Annotated in this window: 18 protein-coding genes and 1 pseudogene; 16 read left to right on the top strand and 3 right to left on the bottom strand. The window is 48.8% G+C overall.

What is annotated here, in order from left to right; genetic code table 11:
• The first annotated feature begins 3 nt into the window (after positions 1–3).
• From PAEVO_RS10895 to PAEVO_RS10875, 5 genes are all read left to right on the top strand, one after another.
• Entirely contained in the window at positions 4–1,245 is a 1,242-nt protein-coding gene (locus tag PAEVO_RS10895) for a PTS sugar transporter subunit IIC (protein ID WP_100537556.1), read from the top strand.
• Between the two features lie 19 nt (positions 1,246–1,264).
• Positions 1,265–3,541, top strand: a complete 2,277-nt coding sequence (locus PAEVO_RS10890; RefSeq protein WP_100539417.1) for a beta-glucosidase family protein — start codon at positions 1,265–1,267, stop codon at positions 3,539–3,541.
• 256 nt (positions 3,542–3,797) lie between these two features.
• Positions 3,798–4,391: an RNA polymerase sigma factor gene (locus PAEVO_RS10885; RefSeq protein WP_100537555.1), complete on the top strand. Its 594-nt coding sequence runs from the start codon at positions 3,798–3,800 to the stop codon at positions 4,389–4,391.
• Positions 4,357–5,304, top strand: coding sequence for a hypothetical protein (locus tag PAEVO_RS10880; RefSeq protein WP_133120323.1), 948 nt, complete (start codon positions 4,357–4,359; stop codon positions 5,302–5,304). Before PAEVO_RS10885 ends, PAEVO_RS10880 begins: the two co-directional genes overlap by 35 nt.
• A 192-nt stretch (positions 5,305–5,496) precedes the next feature.
• The gene (locus tag PAEVO_RS10875) at positions 5,497–6,903 is read left to right on the top strand and encodes an outer membrane protein assembly factor BamB family protein (protein WP_100537553.1); all 1,407 of its coding nucleotides are present in this window, start codon (positions 5,497–5,499) and stop codon (positions 6,901–6,903) included.
• 120 nt (positions 6,904–7,023) lie between these two features.
• Here the strand turns inward: PAEVO_RS10875 and PAEVO_RS10870 are convergent, their stop codons facing one another.
• Together PAEVO_RS10870 and PAEVO_RS33770 are read right to left on the bottom strand one after the other, a co-directional pair.
• Positions 7,024–7,203, bottom strand: a complete 180-nt coding sequence (locus tag PAEVO_RS10870; protein ID WP_100537552.1) for an H-type small acid-soluble spore protein — start codon at positions 7,201–7,203, stop codon at positions 7,024–7,026.
• An 11-nt stretch (positions 7,204–7,214) separates the two neighbouring features.
• On the bottom strand, positions 7,215–7,385 hold the full coding sequence (locus tag PAEVO_RS33770) for a hypothetical protein (RefSeq protein WP_164817442.1): 171 nt from the start codon (positions 7,383–7,385) through the stop codon (positions 7,215–7,217).
• Between the two features lie 203 nt (positions 7,386–7,588).
• Here PAEVO_RS33770 and PAEVO_RS10865 point away from each other — a divergent pair.
• The 4 genes and pseudogenes from PAEVO_RS10865 to PAEVO_RS10850 all read left to right on the top strand — a co-directional run.
• Positions 7,589–8,206 (top strand): annotated as a pseudogene (locus PAEVO_RS10865) (phosphotransferase enzyme family protein); the annotation flags it as partial.
• Between the two features lie 304 nt (positions 8,207–8,510).
• Positions 8,511–9,245 carry a class I SAM-dependent methyltransferase gene (locus tag PAEVO_RS10860; protein WP_100537550.1) on the top strand — a complete coding sequence of 245 codons (735 nt, stop codon included), beginning with the start codon at positions 8,511–8,513 and terminating at the stop codon, positions 9,243–9,245.
• A 183-nt stretch (positions 9,246–9,428) separates the two neighbouring features.
• On the top strand, positions 9,429–9,977 hold the full coding sequence (locus PAEVO_RS10855) for an RNA polymerase sigma factor (RefSeq protein WP_243390865.1): 549 nt from the start codon (positions 9,429–9,431) through the stop codon (positions 9,975–9,977).
• Positions 9,970–11,268, top strand: coding sequence for a hypothetical protein (locus tag PAEVO_RS10850; RefSeq protein WP_100537548.1), 1,299 nt, complete (start codon positions 9,970–9,972; stop codon positions 11,266–11,268). Before PAEVO_RS10855 ends, PAEVO_RS10850 begins: the two co-directional genes overlap by 8 nt.
• 227 nt (positions 11,269–11,495) lie before the next feature.
• Here PAEVO_RS10850 and PAEVO_RS10845 read toward each other — a convergent pair whose 3' ends face one another.
• Positions 11,496–13,097 (bottom strand): sialidase family protein, encoded by a 1,602-nt coding sequence (locus tag PAEVO_RS10845; RefSeq protein WP_100537547.1) that lies wholly within the window; start codon positions 13,095–13,097, stop codon positions 11,496–11,498.
• A 131-nt stretch (positions 13,098–13,228) separates the two neighbouring features.
• Here PAEVO_RS10845 and PAEVO_RS10840 point away from each other — a divergent pair, with 131 nt between their 5' ends.
• The 7 genes from PAEVO_RS10840 to PAEVO_RS10810 all read left to right on the top strand — a co-directional run bounded on the left by PAEVO_RS10840 (position 13,229) and on the right by PAEVO_RS10810 (position 23,262).
• A complete protein-coding gene (locus PAEVO_RS10840) occupies positions 13,229–14,284 on the top strand; it encodes a LacI family DNA-binding transcriptional regulator (RefSeq protein WP_100537546.1) in 1,056 nt (351 codons plus the stop codon).
• A 268-nt stretch (positions 14,285–14,552) separates the two neighbouring features.
• Positions 14,553–15,629, top strand: coding sequence for a GntR family transcriptional regulator (locus PAEVO_RS10835; protein ID WP_100537545.1), 1,077 nt, complete (start codon positions 14,553–14,555; stop codon positions 15,627–15,629).
• A 128-nt stretch (positions 15,630–15,757) separates the two neighbouring features.
• On the top strand, positions 15,758–17,140 hold the full coding sequence (locus PAEVO_RS10830; RefSeq protein WP_100537544.1) for an ABC transporter substrate-binding protein: 1,383 nt from the start codon (positions 15,758–15,760) through the stop codon (positions 17,138–17,140).
• 96 nt (positions 17,141–17,236) lie between these two features.
• Complete coding sequence (locus PAEVO_RS10825) at positions 17,237–18,130, top strand: carbohydrate ABC transporter permease (RefSeq protein ID WP_100537543.1); 894 nt, start codon at positions 17,237–17,239, stop codon at positions 18,128–18,130.
• A gap of 11 nt (positions 18,131–18,141) precedes the next feature.
• Positions 18,142–18,978: a carbohydrate ABC transporter permease gene (locus PAEVO_RS10820; RefSeq protein ID WP_100537542.1), complete on the top strand. Its 837-nt coding sequence runs from the start codon at positions 18,142–18,144 to the stop codon at positions 18,976–18,978.
• A 5-nt stretch (positions 18,979–18,983) separates the two neighbouring features.
• On the top strand, positions 18,984–21,458 hold the full coding sequence (locus tag PAEVO_RS10815) for a family 43 glycosylhydrolase (protein ID WP_243390726.1): 2,475 nt from the start codon (positions 18,984–18,986) through the stop codon (positions 21,456–21,458).
• A gap of 37 nt (positions 21,459–21,495) precedes the next feature.
• Positions 21,496–23,262: a glycoside hydrolase family 2 protein gene (locus PAEVO_RS10810; RefSeq protein ID WP_100537541.1), complete on the top strand. Its 1,767-nt coding sequence runs from the start codon at positions 21,496–21,498 to the stop codon at positions 23,260–23,262.
• The last annotated feature ends 163 nt before the right edge of the window (positions 23,263–23,425 follow it).

The raw sequence follows: 23,425 nt of genomic DNA, 5'->3' as shown, positions 1-23,425 counted from the left end.
CAGATGAAGCGTTTCATGAAATGGATGACGGAATCCTTTGCGCCAAGATTGGATGCGATTACAAATAACATTTGGATAGCATCGATTCAAGAAGCCATTATGGTTGCCATCCCGATGATTTTTATTGGTTCCATTATTACTTTGATTTCAATTTTGCAAGACTTCATTCCTGGAATGCCGGATTTAACGCCAATCACAACATTCAGCTTCGGTCTTCTCGGTTTGTTTATTGCATTTCTAACGCCGTATACGGTCATGGAGAAAAAGGAGAGGCACAAAATCAAGCTGCTGGCGGGAATGACCGGCATATCCTTATTCCTCATGCTGCTTAATCCCGTCGTAAACGAGGATGGAACCGTTCAGTTCGTTCTTGAGCGTTTCGGTCCTGCGGGTATGGTAACGGCACTCATTGTAGGCATCTTCATCGCCGTCATCATGAATGTTTGCGCGAAGTTTTCTTTCTTTAAAAAAGGGTCTTCCATGCCAGAGTTTATCATGGATTGGTTTGACTTCCTGGTACCGATTGCCGTGATCATGGGTTTAGGCTGGGTTCTTGTATATCAGCTCCACTTTGATATCTTTGGACTGATTGTGAGCGTGTTTGAGCCTATTAATGCTATGGGGCAAAGCCTGTTTGGGTTTATTCTGTTCAACTTTATTGGGGTTGTACTGTATTCCTTCGGAGTTAGCCCATGGGTTCTGATGCCCATCTGGTATGCCATATGGATTCCGGCGATTGAGGAAAATGCCGCATTGGTGGCACAGGGACTGGATCCCGTCAACATTAATACCTTTGAAACATTCTTTTCCGGATGGCTTGGAATTGGAGGCATGGGTGCAACCTTACCGCTTGTGATTTGGTTCCTGTTTGCCAGATCCAAGAAGCTGAAAACCATTGGTAAAGCAACTTTAATTCCTTCTCTATTTAATATTAACGAGCCTGTTGTGTATGGAGCGCCTGTTGCTTTCAATCCGTTATTGATGGTGCCTATGTGGATCAATGGTCTAATTACACCCATTATCGTCTACTTAGCGCTTGATATGGGGTTTGCACAAATCCCGAGTAAAATCTTTCAGCTGTGGTATACGCCGATCGGTGTATCGACTTACCTCATGTCCGGATTCAATGGACTTATTCTGCTCGCCGTTGTCTTGCTGATTGTGTTCGCCGTATGGTTTCCGTTTTTTAAACTGTACGATGCGCAGGAATTGAAGAAAGAGCGGGAGTTACAAGAAGAAGCTTGATATGAAAGGATGGATACAAATGAATGCATCGATTAACGAATTAATAAAGGAAATGACACTTGCTGAAAAAGCATCCCTCTGTGCGGGATTAAATATGTGGATGACCAAGGGGATCGAGCGACTCAACATCCCGCCGATTCATATGTATGACGGAACGAATGGGATCCGCAAAACGAACAGTGACGATGAAATGGGGATCACAACAGAGAATGTTCCGGCAACTTGTTATCCCACGGGCTCAGCTATCGGTTCTTCGTGGAATACGGAACTGCTGCAGGAAGTCGGGGAAGCACTTGGTAATGAATCCAAAGAGATGGGCGTAGAATTGCTGCTCGGCCCAGGAATCAACATGAAACGGACTCCGCTTGGGGGAAGAAATTTCGAATATTACTCCGAAGATCCTTGCCTGACAGGGGAACTAGGCGCTGCTTTCATCAATGGCCTCCAGAGCAAAGGAGTCGGGGCTTCACTTAAACACTTTGCTTGCAACAACCAGGAATATGAGAAGATGGTGACGAGTTCAGAGGTAGACGAACGGACGCTGCGCGAAATTTATTTAAGCGCCTTTGAGCGAATTATTAAGAAGTCGGACCCCTGGACCGTCATGTGCTCTTATAATTTGCTTAATGGCTCGTATACCAGCGAGAATGAACACTTATTGCATGATATCTTGAGAGAAGAATGGGGATACGAGGGGGTTGTCATCTCAGACTGGACGGCCGTGAATGATCGGATTCGTGGGCTGAAAGCAGGACTTGATCTCGAAATGCCGGGACCAGCCGGTTATAACACGAAAGCGATTATCAAAGCCGTTGAGAACGGAGTTCTTGCAGAAGAGCAGCTCGATAAAAGCGTTGCCCGTATTCTAAAACTCGTAGAACGTGTAACCGGTATGGAAGAAGCTGCTCCGGCATCCGCTATGGAGTACCATAATCTTGCGAGAAAAGCTGCAGCAGAAAGCATTGTGCTTCTAAAGAATGAGAATGGCATCCTTCCGATCCATGCAGAGTCAACCCATTCCATTGCGGTTATCGGCCGTTTTGCCAAAAAACCTAGAATTCAAGGAGCCGGCAGCGCAAAAGTTACGCCTACACGCATTGATATTCCATTTGAAGAGATGAAGGCGTTGACCGGAGATTCCGTTGAGTTGAGTTATGCTGAGGGTTACCCTGAAGATGACTCCGTCAATGAGGAAATGATCAAAGAAAGTGTCGCATTGGCGGCAAAATCTGATGTCGCAGTCATTTTCGTTGGCCAGCCTGAATACGCAGAATCCGAGATGCGTGATTTGAAGGGCATTGATTTGCCGGAACAGCAGATTCTGCTTATTCAAGCGATTGCAGCCGTACAACCTAAGTGCATTGTGGTGACCAGCAGTGGTACAGCCTTGGCGATGCGTCCTTGGGTTCAGCATGTTCCCGCTGTCATTCACTCATGGCTTTCCGGACAAGGCATGGGTAAAGCGATTGCTGAAATCTTGTTTGGACAGGTGAGTCCCTCCGGTAAACTGTCCGAGACGTTTCCGGTTAAGCTTTCAGACAATCCTTCACATATGAGGATCCGTGGTGAAAACGGCAAGCTGTACTATCGTGAAGGGCTGTTCATCGGCTATCGATACTATGATCGAAAGGAACTCGCTCCGCAGTTTCCGTTTGGCCATGGCTTATCCTACACTTCATTTGCCTATAAGGATATGAAGGCAGCTCAAACGGAGACAGGGATCACGGTCTCTTTCTGGCTGGAGAATATCGGAAACCGAACAGGGAAAGAGGTCGTTCAGCTTTACGTGCATGACGAAGAATGCACCTGGACACGTCCTGAGAAAGAATTGAAGGCATTTTCTAAAATCGAGTTGGCTCCTGGGGAGAAACAGCAGATTGTTTTTGAACTCGAAGAGAGAGACTTTGCCTATTACAACACCAAATATAACCGCTGGGTAGCGGAGAGTGGTTATTTCCAAATTGCGCTTGGCAGCTCTTCTCGCGATATAAGAATTACGGAGCGATTGTATTGTGATTTCGGGAAGGAAGAAGTATCATTTCATAAATTCAGCTTGATTAGCGATTGGATTAGCGATCCAGTGGCGAAAATGGTATTGGAAGAATGCCTCGATGAGATGAACCAGCATGTCGTAGAAAAGATTTACCTCAATGATGAATTCGTCGGATTTTGGGAAGATGGTCCACTCATTAAAATATTGCAAATGTATGGTCAAACCTGGATGGTTGACCGGTCACCGGATGAAATTATTGAAGAACTTATAAGTCGAGTTTATGAGCGACGTGTTAACATGTAAGTCAAGAAATATTCCTCATAAAAGCTTGGGATCTGAAAAGGATCCCAAGCTTTTTTAGTATTCCAAAAATGCCCCATAATTAGGCCCTGTATTGCAGATTGTCAGAGAACCAGCTCTGATGCAGCAACTGTGCAGAACATGGCGATCCACCCGAACAAGCTCCTTGCGAAGTTCGTTTTAGATTGTAGTGATTTTTCGTGCTGTCACATTTTTGGTCGAGTTGTTCGTTGTATAGAGTGAAAGGGGGGGAGAGGGCTTGAATGACACGGAGATAAGTCAGATCATTGCAGATGTGTTGGATGGGGGGACAGAAAAATTCGAGAAAATCATGAAGGTTTATCAAAAACCGATTTTTCTCTATTGTTATCATATGCTGGGCAATTATGCCGAAGCCGAGGATAATGCACAGGAAGTATTTTTGAAGACATTCCGCAACTTGCGGAAATATACCCAATATGAGATGGATTTTGGCGCATGGTTATACAAGATTGCCTATCATCAATGCATTGACATCATCCGTAAGCGAAAATTGGTGAAATATTTGCCCTTCTTTTACCGGGATGAGAAAGATAACAATGATGTCGATATGCATATTGAGGCCAACTATTTTGATGAATCCGTACATCAGGCCATGGCGAAATTATCGGCGGAAGAGCGTAATTTGTTAATCTTACGTTGTGTCGAGGATAAAAGCTACCAGGAGATCGGTTTGATTCTCGGCAAGAACAGCGCAAGCCTTCGTAAAAAATACGAGCGTACATCTGCAAAATTCCGAAAGTATTATGCTCAAGTAAAGGAAGTGGGAGTGTATGAATATGGACAGGGATCGGGATTTGAAAAAACTGTTTGATGACCCGCGCATTCCCGACGCCGACCTGACAGGAAAAGTAATGAGAGCACTACATACTGAGAAAAAAGAAAAGGAGAGGTTTTTTGTGAAATATAAAGTTGCTTTAACTGCGTTTGTAGGTATGATGTTAATGGCATCCACGGGGTATGCGGCCGTGCAGTATCATTCTTTGACAAATAAGGATGGCGAAGTCGTATATGAGACTAAATCGACGAAAGAGTACGGAAAAACAGAATCGAAAGATGAAATAGAGCGTTTTAAGGCATTTTTTGAACTTAAGGAGAAGGTGCTAACGAACGGGGAAGCTGGGCTGTTCTATATGGTTGCCAATAACCCGAATCATCAAACAGATCTGGGAACGAAGGTGGCTATCTTCCAAAATCTTTCTCACTTGCGCGATAAGATTACGGATAAATCCATTAAGATCGCAGACAAAGTCAATGGAAATTATACATTCCAAAAGGCGGAAGTGCTCTTTAAAAATGTTCAGGAAGTAAATCCGCCTTCTCCGGAAGGAAAAGCGTCGATGGCTAAAAAACTGAGAAAGCAGGCGGAAGAGTCCAATAAGGGATATGCCATGATGCCAGTTGAAATGACAGATCAGATTTCCCTTCTCTTTGCTACATATCAAAATGGCGAAGATAAAATCGAGGTTATGATCAATAATCTGACCGGGAAGAGCAACCCCACATCGTATATTGACGAGAAAGTAGAATTTAAACAGGAAAAGGTTCATGTGAAGGGCGTAGAAATGCTGCTAACAGAATTTGGTCCTTCGCGTGCGAGCGAGTTGAAATGGGTATACGAAAGCCCGGACAAAAAACAAAGATACAGCTATTCCGTGCTGGGAAATACGGATAGAGTAAGCAAAGAAACTTTGATGAAAATTGCCGAAAGCTATTTGGAATTGTAAATACTAAATCAACGGGAATCTTCTCCAATGTCAATTGGGGTGATTCCCGTTTGGCATGATAAACAGTTTTGCGTGTAGGCAATTACTTAAGGAAATTTAAAGAGATTTTATAGTTCGCTTGGAACTTTATCCCTTCTTTGAGCGTTATATTTGTCGTGAAGCAAGAAGCCATAACAAATGGGAGGTCTATTCATGCTTAAAATCAAGAAGAAACAAACAAGTATAAGCTTCAAAGCTCGATTACGACGGAGTCTCATTGCAAGCATCGCTGCAGGCATACTTACTGTCCAGGGCGTGCTTTTAGTACCACCTTCGCAAGTGAATGCAGAAACTGCCGATGTTTCGGTACGTAACTGGCATTATTCATCAACAATCGAGGTACCCGAACTGAAGCCTTCCTGGACGGTAAAGGTGGACAATTATCTGAATATGGGCGAAAACGATGTTTTAGGTCACCAGGCAATTGCTGAAGAGGGCAAGGTATTTGCATTCGCGGGAAACAAACTCATCGCAATGGATGCGAGGACAGGCAAGCGGCTGTGGAGCTACGGTAAAGACCTGAAACCTTATATTGTTTATGATAAAGGCGTTATTTACGGCCTATCGGCAGGTCAGAAGCCATACGCGCTGAATGCGAAGACAGGAAAATTGAAATGGCAGTCGAACACATCCATCTTTATGGATGCGCACCTACGAACGGAAGCGCTGGTGCCGACGTATGATACGCTCTATGCAATCAAAGGGAGCGCAACTTTCGCATTTGATAAGGCAACAGGAAAGCTTCGTTGGAAAATGAATGAGCCGTCGGGAGAAGGAAACGGCTCAGATTACCTTCAGGAGGCGGAAGGAGTCATCCTTCGGACGTTCTATGTACAAGGAGCGCTCACGTCTATTCAACTGACTGCCTTTGAGAAGAAGACGGGCAAGAAGTTATGGGAGCATTTTGGTCAGGGAGCAGCGCTTCAAATTAAAGATGGTCTCGTGTATTCGGTTGACTATTATTCTCCATTGCTGGCTGATTATCAGTCGCTGCCGGACCGCAAATGGATCGTAAATGTATATAACCTTAAGACAGGCGTAAAGAAGAGCAGCCGAGAGTATAGCTGGAAAATGTCGGGGGAGCCGCCATATGAGTACAGCGGAGGCAGCTTATTTATAAACCAAGGGAAGTTATACATGGATCAGGGGAATAGCGTGGCTGAATACAATTTTGACACCTATAAGAAGGGTGAGGTTCCTCTGCGAACTTTTCCTCGCCCTTATGGGGGCGACTGGGAGTTGATCGGACTGGTTCAGGAACGGTTGATTTTCAATAACAGAATGACGGGGGAGCTAGCCGGCACCAAACTTGCAAATGGTCAACGGATCGGATGGAACGGCGATGCACCTGCTGCACAGATTGATGTGCATGGGAAAGGATTATACCGGGCACAGCGTAACGGTACACTGCTCGGCATCAACTTGATGACGTCCCGGCCAGTCTTTAAAGTAACAACTGGAGCGGATTTACACGAGTCGACCCTAAAGACGAACGGTATGATCATCATCCAAGCAGAGGGGAAGCTCCTCGGTGTAAAGGTACCGGCATCGTTGAAATAAGGGTATAGCTTGTACTACTTGAATCATATTTCGTTTAAGAAAAACAAAATCCCATCAACGGAATTGAGATGGGATTTTGTTATTTCAGGTTTGTTTATATTAGGGTGAATATCTTCTATCCTAAGGATGCTCGGTGAGACTGGATAAAGGGACGGTCATTTCTTCCTCCGAGTTTCCGATCGGATAGACCCGAACGGTTTCATCCTCATTAACATGCTGGATATAAATAGGGGTATCCTGATACGTTACATTTTTCATAATGGCTGATTCCGAAATTTCAATCGCTCTTTGTTTGTTCATGACAATTCTCCTTATTTCGAAAGGTCTTTCAATGGATCAACCCGACGGTGAGTGGCTTTTTTAATGTCTCGGTCCAGCTTCGAAGGTCCTTGAATTTCTTCGGCAGCCTCCATTTGATTATTCAGCTGTTGTTCTACTTGTCCAATCCCATGCGCTTCCTGATGCTGTTTGCTCTTCGCCAAAACGATCCCTCCATGCTGTGATAAAACCTTTATATTCTCTGCATTACTACAATGCGCCAAACCTTACGAACTTATGCAGTGGTTTGCGTGCGTTCGCGAAGGAGCGGCTTTTAAAATTATTTGTGTTTGAGTAACTATTCATGAATTCATTACGTTATCCCAAGGAGCCCCAATCTGGGCGGTAGTAAAAGGTATTCAGGAATTGGGGAGAAACCATGGGAAGGATGCATAGGCTATCGACAATATATGAAACATCAGAAATTCTTGTAAAGAGAGACAGCTGGAGCAGAAGAAATATCAATAATCCTCATTTGCAGCGAGGCCGTTTCTATGTACTTCTTGAAAAATTGATTTCCATGGAGAGCATAATTGATTCACTGCCTAGGGGCAGCGATTCGTTTGGACTGATCCATAATGACTTCCATCCGTATAATTTTTTTATCGACAACAGTGAAATAACGGTCTTTGATTTTGACGATAGTATCTATGGCTGGTTTTCGTTAGACATTGCAATAGCAGCCACTCATGCCGTTTGGTGGGGAGTGCATGCAGAGGATCGTGTCACCAAAAACAGGTTTGCCCAGCAGTTCTTGCGTGAATTCCTCATGGGTTACGAGAAGGAACACCATATCTCCGAGTTCTGGAAACAAACAATCCCCATGTTTATGGAGTATAGAAATATTTGTTCTTTCTTCTGGTGGTTAGGTGAATGGGATGGTCATGAGAGCTCCCTTACAGAGGACCAACAGAATGCAATAAACCATGCTGTTAAGCTGATTGAGAGAGGTTTGCCTTTTGATGGCTGCGATATTCACTTGTAGCATCGATTGATTCAGGATACGCGACCACGTTCGTTTACGATAGATCAGCCCGTACATGTATTTGGCATGCATGCTACAAGTACCAATAAAATACATACAGCGGATTTTTCAACGGAATCGTTAACAAAAACAGAGTGGGCACTTGTGTTCACGTTGAATCTGGATGAAGATATGGAGTAAACGGTTTGAGTTAGAATAATCGATCCAGGATCATGTTTAAAGCAGAAACAAGTCTGGCGTTGAGAAATGTAAATAGGATCAATATAATGGGGTGGAATTATAAAGACGTGAAGGGGAGATTGCAGTGAAGCAAAACAAGTATGACGATCAGGGATTTTTTGAGAATTATAATCAACTCCCCCGTTCCATCAAAGGATTAGAAGGTGCAGGAGAATGGGGTGCTTTTCGATCCATGTTTCCGGATCTCAGGGATAAAAAGGTGCTTGATCTCGGCTGTGGATTCGGGTGGCACTGCAGGTACGTGAGAGAACAGCATGCGCGATCTGTGGTCGGAGTGGATATCTCAAAGAAAATGCTGGAGAGGGCAAGGTTGATGACCGATGATACGAATATAGCCTATGTGCAGTCCACAATAGAGGATTTTGACTACCCTGCTAACGAGTTTGATGTCGTGATTAGTTCGCTTGCCCTTCATTACATTCGTGATTTCGAGGATATCTGTAAAAAGGTATATCAGAGTCTAACGGTTGGAGGTTCGTTTGTCTTTTCAGTTGAACATCCCGTGTTTACTGCTGTGGCCGAACAAGATTGGTATTATAGCCCGGACGGGAAGAAGCTGCACTGGCCTTTGGATCACTATCATGAGGAAGGAGCACGCCAATCTAGATTTCTTGATCATGATGTCACCAAGTACCATCGGAATATAGCCACACAGATAAATGTGTTAGTGAAAACAGGATTCCAGTTTAGGGAAATGTCTGAACTTAAGCCAGAACGCGAGCAGCTTCAGGATCCAGAATGGCATGATGCATTAAGGCGCCCCATTTTCTTATTAATCGCCGCTGATAAGCAAGTCTGACCAGCTTGCACAAAATAAACTGAGGGACACCAAAACAGGTGTCCTTTTTTAGTTCACGAAGGGAATCGGTTAAAGTGACGAAAAATACTTATTAAACTGCCGGATAATATTCATTTGATTTCGGGAACTTTCATCGACCTTGTGGAGTCTGTTTTGATAAGGGGGGAGAACAGCTTGAGGGAGATGCAGATGCAGCATTCTGCGGAACTGAATATTTCGGACATACGGATGCTGATGGAATCCTACGGTGAGGACGTTTGGAATTATGCTTACGTGATCACCAGAAATACGTATACAGCTGACGATGTCGCGCAGGATGTATTTATCAAAGCTTATCAAAATGTTGCCTTCTTTCGAGGGGAGGCTTCCGTCAAAACCTGGCTGCTCAAAATCACCCGAAACACAGCGCTTTCCTATCTGAAACGAGCGTATTTGCGCAGAGTGGTGTTGTTCGGAGAGAGATCCCCGGGGGATGGACTGAACGGGACGATGTCTTCGCCATCTGCCGAGTCGGAATATTTGAAACGGGAGGAGGCGGATGAACTGTGGCAGCAGGTTCTAGAACTACCCGGCAAATTTCGAGACCCCCTCGTGCTGAGCGTACATCATCAGCTATCCATAGAGGAAATATCCGGTATTACAGGTCTTTCGCCAGGGACGGTAAAGTCTAGAATTTACAGAGCTAAAAAGAAGGTTGCCGCCAGGTGGGAAGGAGTGAACGACGATGAATGAATGGAAGCCGGAGTGGAATAAGAGACTGGCTGAACCGCCCTTTAAGGAGCCGCGTTTTAAAGCCGATATGATGGATGATGTGGAGAAAAGGCTTATGCTTGTTGATATGAAACGCACCCGCCGTGGCTGGAGGCGAGCTGCTGTAGCCATCGTTCCTGTATTACTGCTTCTGTTAGGGATTGGTATCTGGTTCGGAAACTTGGCCCCATCTATCCCCGATCCGGCAGCCCCAAGTCCAGGCACACAAGGGGGAGGAACGTTTGAATCCAGTTTCCTACTTGGGGCAGGAGGCGACTTCGATTGGTGGAACCTTGCAAAAAGTGAGGTCAAACAGGATAACGACCGCACGATTGTGACACTGGCCGCAGCGCTTTTGCAGCGAGAGCTTGGCATCTGGGGCGGCCCATCGCCGGACATATGGGAGCATTCCGAGGTGAAATGGCCGCTGGACCGCTATGATGTGTCCAGCCCTTGGGTGTATGAAGTGCACGTAAAGGAGATAAACGCAGAAGAAGCACAAACCGTATATCGACTCCGTCTCCTGCTGCGGGATTCGATTCCGATGACGTATGAGGAAACGATTGACGTTACCATCCGTAACGATTCACACAAAATCTCGCTTATTGAGCAAATCAACATAGACGAAACGGGAGCGCCTTTGGAGGAATTCAAGACTGGAGACGAACAAGGAAAACCCGTGATTTTGAAGGAGGATGCACAGATTGGTCTGAAGATGACCGGAACTCTGATCCAAAAAGAAGGGATGATCCGCTCCATCCACGTTCAGTATGGCGATATGGAACACACTTTTCATGATTGGAAGAATGTGAGCAACGAATCCTATTTTCCGGACGTTGCATTGCTGCCTGCAAGGAACAACAAGGAGGATGTTCTTGCGATCATTTTGACAACCGGCTACGGAACCAGCGTGCGAGAATCAGTGTTAAAGCTTCTTACCGTTCATCTTAGAGAAGTGATGTCAGCCGATCCGGTGCTTGCGGTAAAGTCCAGACTAAGCTACAAGGCGACGGCAGAAGCGGGAGAGCGGATCTTTCAATTTACGCTGGTCGGTGTAACACGCACATTTGAATATAACGAGGAAGACGCCGGATTTTGGCTGGATCAGCCCGCACTTGGCAACATGGTTAGGTATTACGTTGAGGGAGGCATCTTATATGCATCGGTGCCGATCCAGGTATCTCCTGGCGAATTCCCGGTCGCGGTCCGGCTGCGGTATGAATACGACGGAACAGCGTTTCTTGTGTCGGAAGCGATGTTTGCAGAGATGTAAGGAGAGCGATCATGTGATGATCATTCATACAACGAACAAAGTCAAAGGGCATGAAGTTTTCTTTTTGCTGATTAAAAATGAGAAGGGGCCGTCCACTGCCATCTACGATGACTGATGGGACAGCCCTGGAATAAAGCAATTTCACCAATATTAATGCAGCTTTTGCCTGCTTCTATAGTGGAGAGGGTCCATTAAGACGATTGGTTTAGCCGGAGGTTATACTCCTATCAGTTTCGGAAGAACTCAACCTGATCGATATCCGTCCATTGGGAAGAGGACGAATTGGATACGTAAAATCCGATCGTCGCCTTGCCGCTCGTCACTTGAATATTGGATATCGTGACGGGCGTCCACGCTGTCGTTACCGGGCAGCCGGTTTGAAGCATGCTGCCGCCATAGTCCTTCACTTCCATGACGCAGCTGTTCTGGCCTCCGCTGCTGCGCATGCGGGCGCGCATCGTATACGTGCCGTTATCAAGGCCGGTAATCGTCTGGCCGACATATGCGGTCGAAGGTCCGCTTGTGCCTGCGAGACCGACAAAGTAAGAGCCTTCGGCAGCTGGAAGCCCAACGCCGTCATTAGCTCCATGAATAAGAATCCGATTCGGGTAATCATCGCCGTACGTTGTCCAGCCCGCCACGTTGGCCGTTTCAAAGCCGGGATTGTTGACGACATTCGTTTGTGGCGGCGTCACGGCATGCCCGAAGCGCAGATAGATGCCGTTTGACGGATAAGTCGCGCTGGTGACGGCTGCGACGCGGGTCGAATCAATGCTCATCAGGGCATTCCAGTTGGAGGATTTCGTATCGGATACCGGAAAAACGTTGGTTTTGTACTGCCATGACGCGCCGTTATCGGAGCTGATCATCGTAAACATCGAGGTGTAAGGATCTCCCGTATTGGCGCTGCTTTCATCGGTCTGGAATGCGGCCATGAGACGGCCGTCGTCGAGCTTCACGACGAAAGGTGCGCCCGCCTTTTTGCCATTGCCGTTGGGCACGTACATCGTTTGGCGGGGAACCGACCAATTGAAGCCGTCCGGCGAAATTTTATATTTGATGACAAAAGGGTGGCCGGCAACGTCCGAGGCTTCGAATACGGTTATATATCGCCCGTCATTCATTCGCGTGATGACCGGCATGCCGTCGCGGGAGCCGGCGGCGACTCCGTCGCTGACCGTGATCCGGTTGCCCCAGCCGCTTCCGTTCCAGGTTTTCATATACAAATTTTGCCGCCCGGTCGTTCCGACCGCAGCCGGACTGTCATCCGCATAAAGTACGGCAATCGTGCCGTTAATCATGTCCAGATGCGGCTCCCACAAACCTTTAAAGCTGGAGGCGGTTGAACTCCCGATCAACCCGCCCGGCAAATTGCTCCATGTATGCCCGCCATCGACACTCCGCCTGACGTTAAGCTGGATATCATAGGTCGAGCCGTTCTGAACGACCTGCCGATAGGCTAACCAAATTTCCCCGCTCGGCAGCCTTAACATTTGACCGTTCCCGACATTGCCCGAGCTACTAGAGACGGCCGTGACCGGAGCGCTCCAAGTATACCCGCCGTCCTGCGTTCTGGAGACCACAATGCGCGTGTTACCCCCGCCAGCGTTGGTGTCGAAGGATACGAGCCACTCGCTTGGCGTAAGCTTGAGCAGCCTTGGATACCATACGCCTCCTGATGGCGGCGTATAGATGGCAATCTGCTGCGAAGCCCACGCCATGCCTGATGAAGCGGCATGAACCGGCGACAATGGAATTGCCGTTAAAGCAAGCGCAAGCATAACGACGAAAGCAAGCGGTTTCTTCCAGAAGCCTTTGTTTCGTTTCATATGCAATTAACCTCCCAAACTGAATTAGAAAGCGCTTTCTAAAATGGATTGTATCGCAATTAATATATTTTAAGATATACTAAATATATATTATTTTTCAGTTGGGACTGACGTAAAAAGAGAGGTCAGACATGGAGCATCCGTTATATAAACGTATTCAAAACGACATACGCCAGTGCATTCAGAGCGGCAAGCTGCAAGCAGGCGCCTTAGTACCATCGGAGAAGGATTTGGCTCAGCGGTACGGTGTAAGCCAGATTACATCCAAGAACGCACTCAACGGTTTGGTAGAGGAAGGCTTGTTAGTGCGTTATCGGGGAAAGGGCACCTTCGTTCGGGAGCTGGGCATTCTAGAAGAGTCGCACCTTCAGTCGGGTACGAATAAGACGATCGCGATTATTTTGCCGACAATGAAAACCAAGATCGACCAGCAGCTATTGGACGGTCTGGAACGCTATTGTGCGGAAAGGCAGTATGACCTATTGATCCGCATTACGCGCGAGTCGCAGGAGGAAGAATCCCGAGCGATCGTGCAGTTCCAAGAACGAGGAGTCGACGGGTTCATCATTTTCCCGGTTGAACAGGAAAGCTACAATAACGCCATTCTACGCTTGTCGCTCGACCGGGTTCCATTAGTGCTTGTCGACCGTTTCTTGAAGGAGATCAAGGCATACAGCGTCAGCTCCGACAATTACGGAGGCGTTCGTGAAGCCATATCCAGTTTGCTTGCGGCGGGGCACAGGCGCATTGCATTCCTGACACCGGAAATTACAAATTCGGTTACAGACGACAGAGCCAAAGGCTTCGAGGCCGCCTGCATGGAACAGGGTTTGCCTATAGATAAGACGCTGTGGTGCATGCTGGATTTAGAGACCATAGCAGAAGGGCACGGACAACGGGAGGTTGCCCGTTTTCTGCGCGATCGGAGCGATATCACGGCCGTTTTTGCCGTTAACGCGGAATTGGCCCGCTATGCCCACTATGCCATTCGGGAAATTTGGACGGGTACAGGGAACGAACCGCAGCTGGCAGCATTTGATGATCCGGATCTCGAAGGTATTCCTTTCATCCGTCAGCAATTGGATGAAGTAAGTCGGCGTGCCGTCGATTTGCTGACGGAACAGTTGTCAGGGACGCACGAGCCAAGGCTTGAAGTCGTACCGGTCCGCTGGATTTGGTCACAATGAGCCGGACTTTGCGAAGTTCGGGTCTAAGAATACAATCAAATATCCCGCCAAAAAACGGTCTGAACTTAGTTCAGACCGTTTTTTTTGAAGAGAAACTATAAACTTCAAGGCATAGGCATTCCTGATATCATCAGAAAAACCTCCGTTAAGAGCAGTCTGTCTCCACTTGGAATCCTCTTGTAAGATGTTTTCGTCATTTACAAACGTCAAGTTATATTATAATAATATACTAAATATACTATTTAAATTATAAAGGTTGTGATGGGCATTGAAATCTCTGCCGCTATACAAAAAAATTCAGGAAGATATCAAGCGGCTGATCGCCATCGGCAAGCTGCGAGAAGGCGACCGGGTCCCTTCGGAGAAGGAATTGGCCGAACGTTACCGCGTAAGTCAAATTACAAGCAAGAACGCGCTGGTCGGACTGATGGAGGAAGGCTTACTTGTCCGGATCCAAGGCAAGGGCACCTTCGTGATGAGCAGGCCAGAGAACGCCACGGCGCTTGATCAGTTGGGAGAATGGACAGCAGGTCCGGGCAAGAGCGGGCGTATCGGGTTAGTGCTGCCGACAATGAAAACGAAAGTGGACCAGCGCTTTTTGGACAATATCGAGAAGTACGCGTCCGCCGCAGGCTATGAAGTGATGCTGAGAATTACGCGCGAATCCCAGCTCGAGGAATCTAAGGTTATCTCGTCCTTCCTGAAGCAGGGGGTGGACGGCATGATCATTTTTCCGGTTGAAAACGAGACGTACAACGATTCGATTCTGCGGCTCTCGCTGGATCGTTTCCCATTCGTTCTGATCGATCGGTTCTTGAAGGAGATCAAGACTTACAGCGTAAGCTCGGATAACGTAAACGGCACAAGGGAAGCCGTGGAGTATTTACTTAACAAAGGCCATTCGTCCATCGCGTTCATCTCTCCCGAAATTACGAATACGGTGACGGACGAGAGGGCCCAGGGGTTTGAGCAGGCTTATCTCGAGCATGGTCTGTCGATCGACAAAAGCTTATGGTGTCTCCTCCCGTTGGAAGAGATCGCATCAGGTCAATCTGTCGAGCATATCAGGTCGTTTTTAGATGGCAGTCCCCATATTACCGGCATCATAACGGCCAATACGGAACTGTGCAGAAATGCCTATAAAGCGGCAATAGCATCCGGTAGACAGGTGCCGGACGAACTGGAGTTGATCACGTTCGATCCGCCGGATCTGCCGAATGTCCCGTATATCCGCCAAAACGAGGAGGATATGTGCCGGTTAACCGTAGAGCTGTTAATCGAGCAGATCGAAGGAGCTTTTGAGGCGAGAAGAATCGTGGTGCCGGTCATGCTGGTAAAAGAATAAAGCGATGGTGGAGAAGCGAGGAGTACACCTATTTTATAATAAATATAGTATATAAAATTATATTATTATAAGTTATCATGATTTCGTAAAGCGCTTACACCACATCTTTTATAGAAGAGGGGAATCGCATGAAATCGAAGAGCAAATTCGCAGGCATGATCATGCTGTTGCTGATGTTCGCGTTAACCGCATGCAGCGGCGGCAACGGACCAAATGACGGGGCTGCTCCAAGCAACCCGGACACTTCTACGCCAGGTAATGAAGCTTCCGCCGGGCAGGACCCAAAAGAACCTGTAACGATTGAGTTTATGGGCCACGGCAATCCGAACGAAAAAAAGATTTTCGAAAAGCTGATCGCTTCCTTCGAGGAGAAGTACCCGAACGTCACCGTTAAATACACTTCGGTACCGCCGGGCGAATACTCGCAGAAGATGACGACGCTGATCAGCTCCGGCAAGGTTCCGGACGTATTCTACGTCGGAGGTCCGGAGTTTTACCGCTTCGCGGAAGCCGGAACGCTTCTCAACATTCAGTCCTATCTGGATCAGACCTCCTTGTTCAATCCCGATAACGTATGGAAGCAGGCGATGGACCGTTATCGCTTCGACGGCAGCAAGGTTGGAGCCGGAGACTTGTACGGACTGCCGAAAGACGTAGGACCGTGGTCATTTGTCTATAACAAGGATTTGTTTGATGAAGCGGGCGTCCCGTATCCTTCCGCAACGGCAGGGGAATGGACCTGGGACGACATGCTGGAAGCAGCCCAAAAGCTGACGGTCGACGATAACGGCGACGGAAAGCCCGATCAATATGGTGTAGGCGCTTACAGTCTTGAATCAGCGGTATGGGGCAACGGCGGTGAATATATCGATTACGCCACTGGCACGGTAAAGGTGAACGAGCCCGAATTTTATGAGGCGATGCAATTTGTTGCAGACCTGAATCTGAAGTTTAAGGTCAGCCCGAACCAGGAAGCCGAGCAAGCGATGAACGCATATACCCGGTTTATTAACGGCCAGCTGGCTATGTTTGCGATGGGCCCATGGGATCAACCTGCATTCTGGGAGCTGCCCTTCGGTTGGGATATTGCTGCGTGGCCGGCAAGCCCGAATACGGGACAAACGGCGACCTGGCTCGGCTCGATGGGATTTGCAGTTTCGGCGAAATCCAAACACCCGCAGGAAGCGTTCGACTTAGCGGCTTTCCTGTCCCTGGATGAGCAAGGGCAGCGCGAAAATTATCAGCTCGGCCAAGCGGTTCCTAACCTGATCGACATGGCGGAAGGCGAATTTAAGGAAATGGACAAAGGACCGCAAACACGCCAAGTATTCCTCGATATTATCCAAGATTACGGACGTCCGGACGTTGTAGCTTTCTCAAAGGATACGCAATGGCTGGATACGTTCAACCAGAACGCGAGCAAAGTATGGAACGGTGAGATGTCGGCGAAAGACTTTACGGCCCAGATCCAGCCGAAGATGCAGGAGTTGTACGACAAAGGCAATAAATAATGCCGCAGGGGCAGGGGGCGTCAGCCATTCATATCGGCGCCTCTCGCCTTACGGGCATCCTGTCATAACGAAATACAGGCGAAGGTGGAATGGAATATGGGTACCAAGCTTGGCGGGTATCGCAGAAGAGAACTGGCGTGGTTGTATCTGTTCGTCGCTCCGCCGGTTCTCGGGTTTCTTTTGTTCGGCCTTGTGCCGATCTTGTTCTCGATCTATATCAGCTTTCACAAATGGGATATGCTATCCGATCCGCAGTGGGCGGGACTGGCCAACTATAAGGATCTTTTGGGCGACGAGAAAGTGTACAAATCAATGTACAATACGATTTATTTAATGATCGGCATTCCGATCGGCATGGTGCTCTCGATGCTGCTGGCCATCCTGATGAACCGTAAATTCGCAGGCATCTCGTTCATGCGCACGATCTATTATCTTCCGGTCATTTCGCCGATCATCGCCGTATCGCTGTTGTGGCAGTGGATCTTAAATCAGGATTACGGCTTGCTCAACAATTTTCTGTGGGAAACGTTCGGCATTGCCGGACCTAACTGGCTGGGGAAGCCGGAGTGGGTAAAGCCTTCGCTCATCCTGATCGGGCTGTGGAGCGGCATCGGCGGGAACATGGTGCTGTACCTTGCAGGACTGCAATCCATCTCCTCGACGTATTATGAAGCCGCGGAAATCGACGGTGCCGGCGCATGGCACAAGCTGACACGGATTACCATCCCGCTACTCACGCCGATTCATTTTTTCGTCGTGGTCATGGGTATCATCGGGGCGTTCCAGTCCTTCAGCCAAATTTACGTGCTGGCGGTAGACGGCGGGCCGGAATACAGCGGCGCCACGGTGGTCTATTATATTTTCCAGCATGCGTTCCAGTACTTTAACATGGGTTATGCAAGCGCGGTTGCCTGGGTGCTGGGCATTCTCATCTTTGTTGTCACGCTTATACAATTCAAACTTTCCAATCGCTGGGTTTACCAAGACTAGGGGGGAAATCTGTGAAACGGGAAAAAATGACGGACCTCTGGTCGCTGCTGCTGCTGCTTTTCGGATCGATCTTTATGATCGCTCCGTTCATCTGGACCATCTCGACTTCGTTGAAGGATCGACGAAACGTGTTTGAAATTCCTCCGCAGTGGATTCCCGAACCGATCACGTTCGGCAACTATGCGAAGGTTTGGCTGGAATCGCCGTTACTGTATGGATTCATGAACAGCTTGATCATCGTGGTGATCGTCCTGACGATAGGAATGCTGGTATCCGCAATGTCGGCCTATGCATTCGGCAAATTCGAATTCCCTTACAAAGGCATGCTCTTCATGGGCTTGCTCGGAACGATGATGATTCCGTATTCGGTCGTGATGATACCGCAGTATATCGGATTTTCCAGGCTGGATTGGGTGGACACGCTGCTGCCGCTCATCGTACCCGGTCTGTTCGGCAACATCGTTGTCATCTTTTTCATACGCCAATATTTGCAGAGCGCGATGCCGACCGAATTGATCGAAGCGGCGAAGATCGACGGCTGCAGCTTTCCGGGCATTTTCTTCAAGATCGCGCTGCCGATCATGAAGCCGGCGCTTGCCGCCCAAGCCGCCCTCGGGTTTATGGGCATCTGGAACGATTTTCTTGGTCCGCTGATTTACTTGCATACGCCCGAGAAGCAAACGATTCAAGTGCTGATCGCTTCCATGCAGGCCATGTACATAGGCCAGTCGGATTATCCGATGATCATGGCCGCCGCCATCATTGCCATGGTGCCGGTGATCATCGTGTTCTTTTTCTGCCAAAGATACTTTATCGAGTCGATGGCAATCAGCGGAATCAAGGGGTGAGGTACGTGCCGATAAGAATGGCGCGCCTGTCGAAGATCGTTTATTGTCTTGGCACGTTAGGATTAGCGGCCGGATTGGCATTGTCGGGATGCGATTCAAGAACGAAACCGGAGGCGGTCGATTTGGACATTTACAACGAAAAAATGTACGCCAATCCTTTTCCCTCCTTAGAGGAAGAATGGGAGGATTACGGCAACGGAGACCCGTATGTACTGCGGCATGACGGCCGTTATTATCTGTATGTCAGCACGAAGGATCACCGGACGGGCATCAAGGGGTGGGTATCGGACAATTTGGTCGATTGGAGGTATGCGGGTCTGGTGACGGAGGATCCCGTATCAACCGGGGCCTATGCCCCCGAAGTGATTTACTCGAACGGCTGGTTCTACCTATACACTTCTCCGGCGGGAAGGGGACATTACGTGTACCGCAGCGAATCGCCGACAGGCCCGTTCGAAAGAATCTCCGAGAACGTCGGAATGAGCATCGACGGCTCGGTGTTTATCGACGATGACGGTTCCTGGCTGTTTACCCATGCTGGTTCGTCGGGCATTGTCGGCGTTCCGATGGATGGCCCTGCCGAATTCGGTGTCGGTCAGACGATTCCCGGTCCTTATCTGGGGCATTGGACGGAAGGGTCCATGATCATCAAGCGAAACGGTACCTATTACATGACATATACCGGAAATCATGTATTCAGCAAAGGCTACCGCATCAATTATGCCGTGTCGCATGATTCGCCGCTTGGTCCGTACAGCATTCCTGCCAATAATCCGCTCGTCATCAGCACCAAGCCGGACTTCTACGGACTCGGCCACAGCTCGACGGTAATGGGGCCCGATCTGGATTCCTATTATCTTGTCTATCATAACTTGACGGGAAGATCCCAGGAAGGCCCGCCCGTCCGTCGCATGAACATCGACCGGCTGGTATTCAACGGAGACAAGATGGAGATTCTGGGTCCTACGAATTACGATCAGCCTATCCCGAGAGGGCCGGTCTTTGCCGATCGGCTGGACGCAGATGCCATCGATGAGAATCTGTGGGAGTCAGCAAAATCGGAGAGAGGCAATCGAATCATCAGCAGGGCGAGCACGGATCGTATCTATACGGCGGAATATAACTTGGTGCCGTCGAAGACACGGGTCGCCGCGTTGTTTGCATATGAGGAGGCCAACCGTTTCGGTTTCGCTGAAATCGAAACGGAACTAAACCGTCTATCCTTGGGCAGGATGGAGGACGGCATCCGTAAAGTGCTCGCCACCGTGGAGCTTCCCGAAGATACGGATTGGTCCAAGCTGCACACGATTCGCGTCGAGCGCGGAGAAGATCGGCTGCGGGTTTACCTGGACGGCACTCTGAAGCTTGATCAATCGGCGGAGCCGTTCGGACCAGGCAAAATCGGATACCGATACGAAACCGGCGAGCCGAGCTTTTCGTATACGGCATTCTCGAACCACGCTTCCGGCAGCAGTGACTTCGATACGGCCAAGCCGCTTCCCGGCAGCATGGAAGCCGTGCATTATCTTAGCGGCGAAGGCAGGGGGTATGCGGTACGTCAACCGTCGGACACCGCCGCATGGCGTCATTCGGACGGAACGGCGATCCGGCAGGCGGAGGATGGGAGCTATTCGGCCGCGCTTACGGAAAAAGGCGACTGGCTGCGTTATGCGGTGAACGTTTCGGAATCCGGCACCTATGCGCTGGACTTGACGGTTAAGGCAGGAGCGGGGCCGACATCCTTTAAGCTGCTCGTGGACGATAAGAAATCCGGAAACTATAAAGTCGACGGCAGCCAATACTCCGGTAGCGAACCCTGGGTTAAAATTCGGGTTGGATCCCTAAAGCTCGAAAAGGGATTACATAGCGTTGCCATTCAATTGGACAGCGACCAAACGATGGAATGGAAAACAATGGACTTCGAGCTGGTCGACGAGCAAACGTTCAAGTTGGAGCATCTTCTGGAACAAACAAGCTCCGAGGACGTTCACGGCCAATGGATTGAAACCGACAGCGGGTATGTCGGCGCAGCCGATGCCGATGCCAAGATGTACGGAGGCAGCCGTCTTTGGTCCGACTACCGCATCCGGACGCACGTAACGCTGGGCGATGATCCGTCCGGTCAAGCGGGCATACTCTTCCGGGTGACAAACGAGTCGGATTTCCGGGATCAAGTGAGCGATTCGCTGATGGGATATTTCCTCGCAGTCACCGCCACGAAATTGGAACTGTACAAACATAATTACGATTCCGAGCTGCTTCAAAGCATCAAAGTTGAGCTGGAACGGAACAAGCCCGTCGGCTTGCGCATCGAGGTAGTTCGCGGCACGATCCGCGTCTTCGTAGAGGAACAAGAGGAGCCTGTCCTGACGTATGATGATCCCCGGGCATTCATGCAAGGGAGAGTAGGCATACGATCGGTTCATGCGGAGCAGATCGAGCTCGGCGACTTAACGGTGGAATCCATAGGAACAAAATAGAAACGATAAACTAACAGAAGATGGAGAGTGGAACATAATGTCTAGCTCGCACAAATATATAAAGGACTATCCCAGACCGCAATTGGTGCGCGAGGAATGGGTAAATCTGAACGGGGAATGGGATTTTCGCTTCGACGATGCTCTGGAAGGAGAAAGCGCCAAGTGGTACGAACGCTTTCAGGCTGACCGTAAAATCACAGTGCCCTTTGCATATGAAACGAAAGCAAGCGGCATCGCGGATGAAACATTTCATCCTTGCGTATGGTATGAACGAAGTGTAGCCGTACCTGCGGAGGCGGAAGGCAAACGGATCCTTCTGCATTTTCAAGCGGTCGATTACGCGGCGACCCTGTGGGTCAACGGCAGCAAAATTGGCATGCATGAAGGCGGATACGCGGCCTTTTCCTTCGACATTACGGAAGCGGTCGAGTTCGGACGCGAGAACAGGATTACCGTTCAAGCCGTGGACGGCAACAGCTGCACGCAGCCGCGCGGCAAGCAGCGATGGATGAAGGACAACTTCGGGTGCTGGTACGTGCAGACGACCGGAATATGGCAAACCGTATGGATGGAATACGTGAATCCGATTCACATCAGCCGGGTGAAGATAACGCCGGAACTGGAACGCGGCGCAGCAAACTTCCATTACGAACTCGGCAATTCCGGGCATAATTACGATGGATTAACCCTTCAGACGATCATCCGGTTTGACGGGAAGCTGATCCGCTCGACGGAAACGAGCGTGGAGCGAGGAACCGTAACGGTCGATGTGAGCGTCGTAAACGAAGCCGTGGGCGAATGGAAAGTCAAGCCGTGGCATCCGAACCATCCGAATTTATACGACGTCGAGATGATCCTGAAGCAAAACGGCAAGCCGATCGACACCGCCTATTCTTATTTCGGCATGCGGAGCATTCGGATCGCAGGGGATCAAATCATATTGAACCATACGCCGATTTATCAGCGGCTGCTGCTGGATCAAGGATACTGGAGCGATACGCATCTGACGCCTCCGTCGGAGGAAGCGCTGCTGGAAGACATCGACAAGACGCTTGCGCTCGGTTTTAACGGCGTACGCAAGCATCAGAAGCTGGAGGATCCCCGTTATTTATATTGGTGTGACCGCAAAGGATTGTTGGTATGGTCGGAAATGCCGTCGACTTACGAATTCGGGGATGATGCGGTCGAGCGGTTCACGCAGGAGTGGATGGCCGTTGTCCGGCAGCATTACAATCATCCTTCCATCATCACCTGGGTACCGTTTAACGAGTCCTGGGGGATAACCGACATAGCCACCGACCGCAAGCAGCAGCAATTTACGGAATCGATCTATCATTTGACCAAGGCATTCGACCAGATGCGGCCAGTGATCGTGAACGACGGCTGGGAACATACGGTTTCGGATATCATTACGCTCCATGATTATGAAGAAATCGGTGCTATGCTGGAAGAGCGGTATCGGGACAAGGATGCGCTATTAGGCAACAAAATCGCGCATAATACACATCGTTATCCATTCGCGCAGGGGTATGGCTATCGAGGCCAGCCCGTCATCATCAGCGAGTACGGCGGCATCGCTTTTACAAGCAAAGAGGGCTGGGGCTACGGGAATCAGGTTCGCAGCGAGGATGAATTCCTGAATCGGTACGAAGGTATAACACAAGCGATCAAGAATTTGCCTTATGTGTGCGGATTCTGTTATACGCAAATTACGGACGTGCAGCAGGAAGTAAACGGCTTGCTGACGGAAGACCGTAAACCCAAAGTAAACGTGGAAGCGATCCGAAGCATCAATCTGGCATGATCGCAGTCGAGACGTATTCGGTTACCCGCGCATGATTGAAAAAACTCACCCAAGGGTGAGTTTTTTTGTTATGAGTACAAAGAAAATACATACCCATCGTATGGATGTCTAACCGTAAACTCGATCGATCATGCAAACATAATCCGCCATACAAGAGAATGTT

Source organism: Paenibacillus sp. GM2FR, from assembly GCF_002803325.1.
Lineage (GTDB): Bacteria > Bacillota > Bacilli > Paenibacillales > Paenibacillaceae > Paenibacillus_AQ > Paenibacillus_AQ lautus.
The sequence above is the reverse complement of the archived record's forward strand: the minus strand, read 5'-3'. Positions and strand labels throughout refer to the sequence as shown.

Excerpts from the sequence above, each read along its gene's own strand:
- PAEVO_RS10895 (WP_100537556.1), top strand. The coding sequence starts at position 4 with ATGAAGCGTTTCATGAAATGGATGACGGAATCCTTTGCGCCAAGATTG.
- PAEVO_RS10890 (WP_100539417.1), top strand. The coding sequence starts at position 1,265 with ATGAATGCATCGATTAACGAATTAATAAAGGAAATGACACTTGCTGAA.
- PAEVO_RS10880 (WP_133120323.1), top strand. The coding sequence starts at position 4,357 with ATGGACAGGGATCGGGATTTGAAAAAACTGTTTGATGACCCGCGCATT.
- PAEVO_RS10875 (WP_100537553.1), top strand. The coding sequence starts at position 5,497 with ATGCTTAAAATCAAGAAGAAACAAACAAGTATAAGCTTCAAAGCTCGA.
- PAEVO_RS10870 (WP_100537552.1), bottom strand. The coding sequence starts at position 7,203 with ATGAACAAACAAAGAGCGATTGAAATTTCGGAATCAGCCATTATGAAA.
- PAEVO_RS10855 (WP_243390865.1), top strand. The coding sequence starts at position 9,429 with ATGCAGATGCAGCATTCTGCGGAACTGAATATTTCGGACATACGGATG.
- PAEVO_RS10850 (WP_100537548.1), top strand. The coding sequence starts at position 9,970 with ATGAATGAATGGAAGCCGGAGTGGAATAAGAGACTGGCTGAACCGCCC.
- PAEVO_RS10845 (WP_100537547.1), bottom strand. The coding sequence starts at position 13,097 with ATGAAACGAAACAAAGGCTTCTGGAAGAAACCGCTTGCTTTCGTCGTT.
- PAEVO_RS10840 (WP_100537546.1), top strand. The coding sequence starts at position 13,229 with ATGGAGCATCCGTTATATAAACGTATTCAAAACGACATACGCCAGTGC.
- PAEVO_RS10830 (WP_100537544.1), top strand. The coding sequence starts at position 15,758 with ATGAAATCGAAGAGCAAATTCGCAGGCATGATCATGCTGTTGCTGATG.
- PAEVO_RS10825 (WP_100537543.1), top strand. The coding sequence starts at position 17,237 with ATGGGTACCAAGCTTGGCGGGTATCGCAGAAGAGAACTGGCGTGGTTG.
- PAEVO_RS10810 (WP_100537541.1), top strand. The coding sequence starts at position 21,496 with ATGTCTAGCTCGCACAAATATATAAAGGACTATCCCAGACCGCAATTG.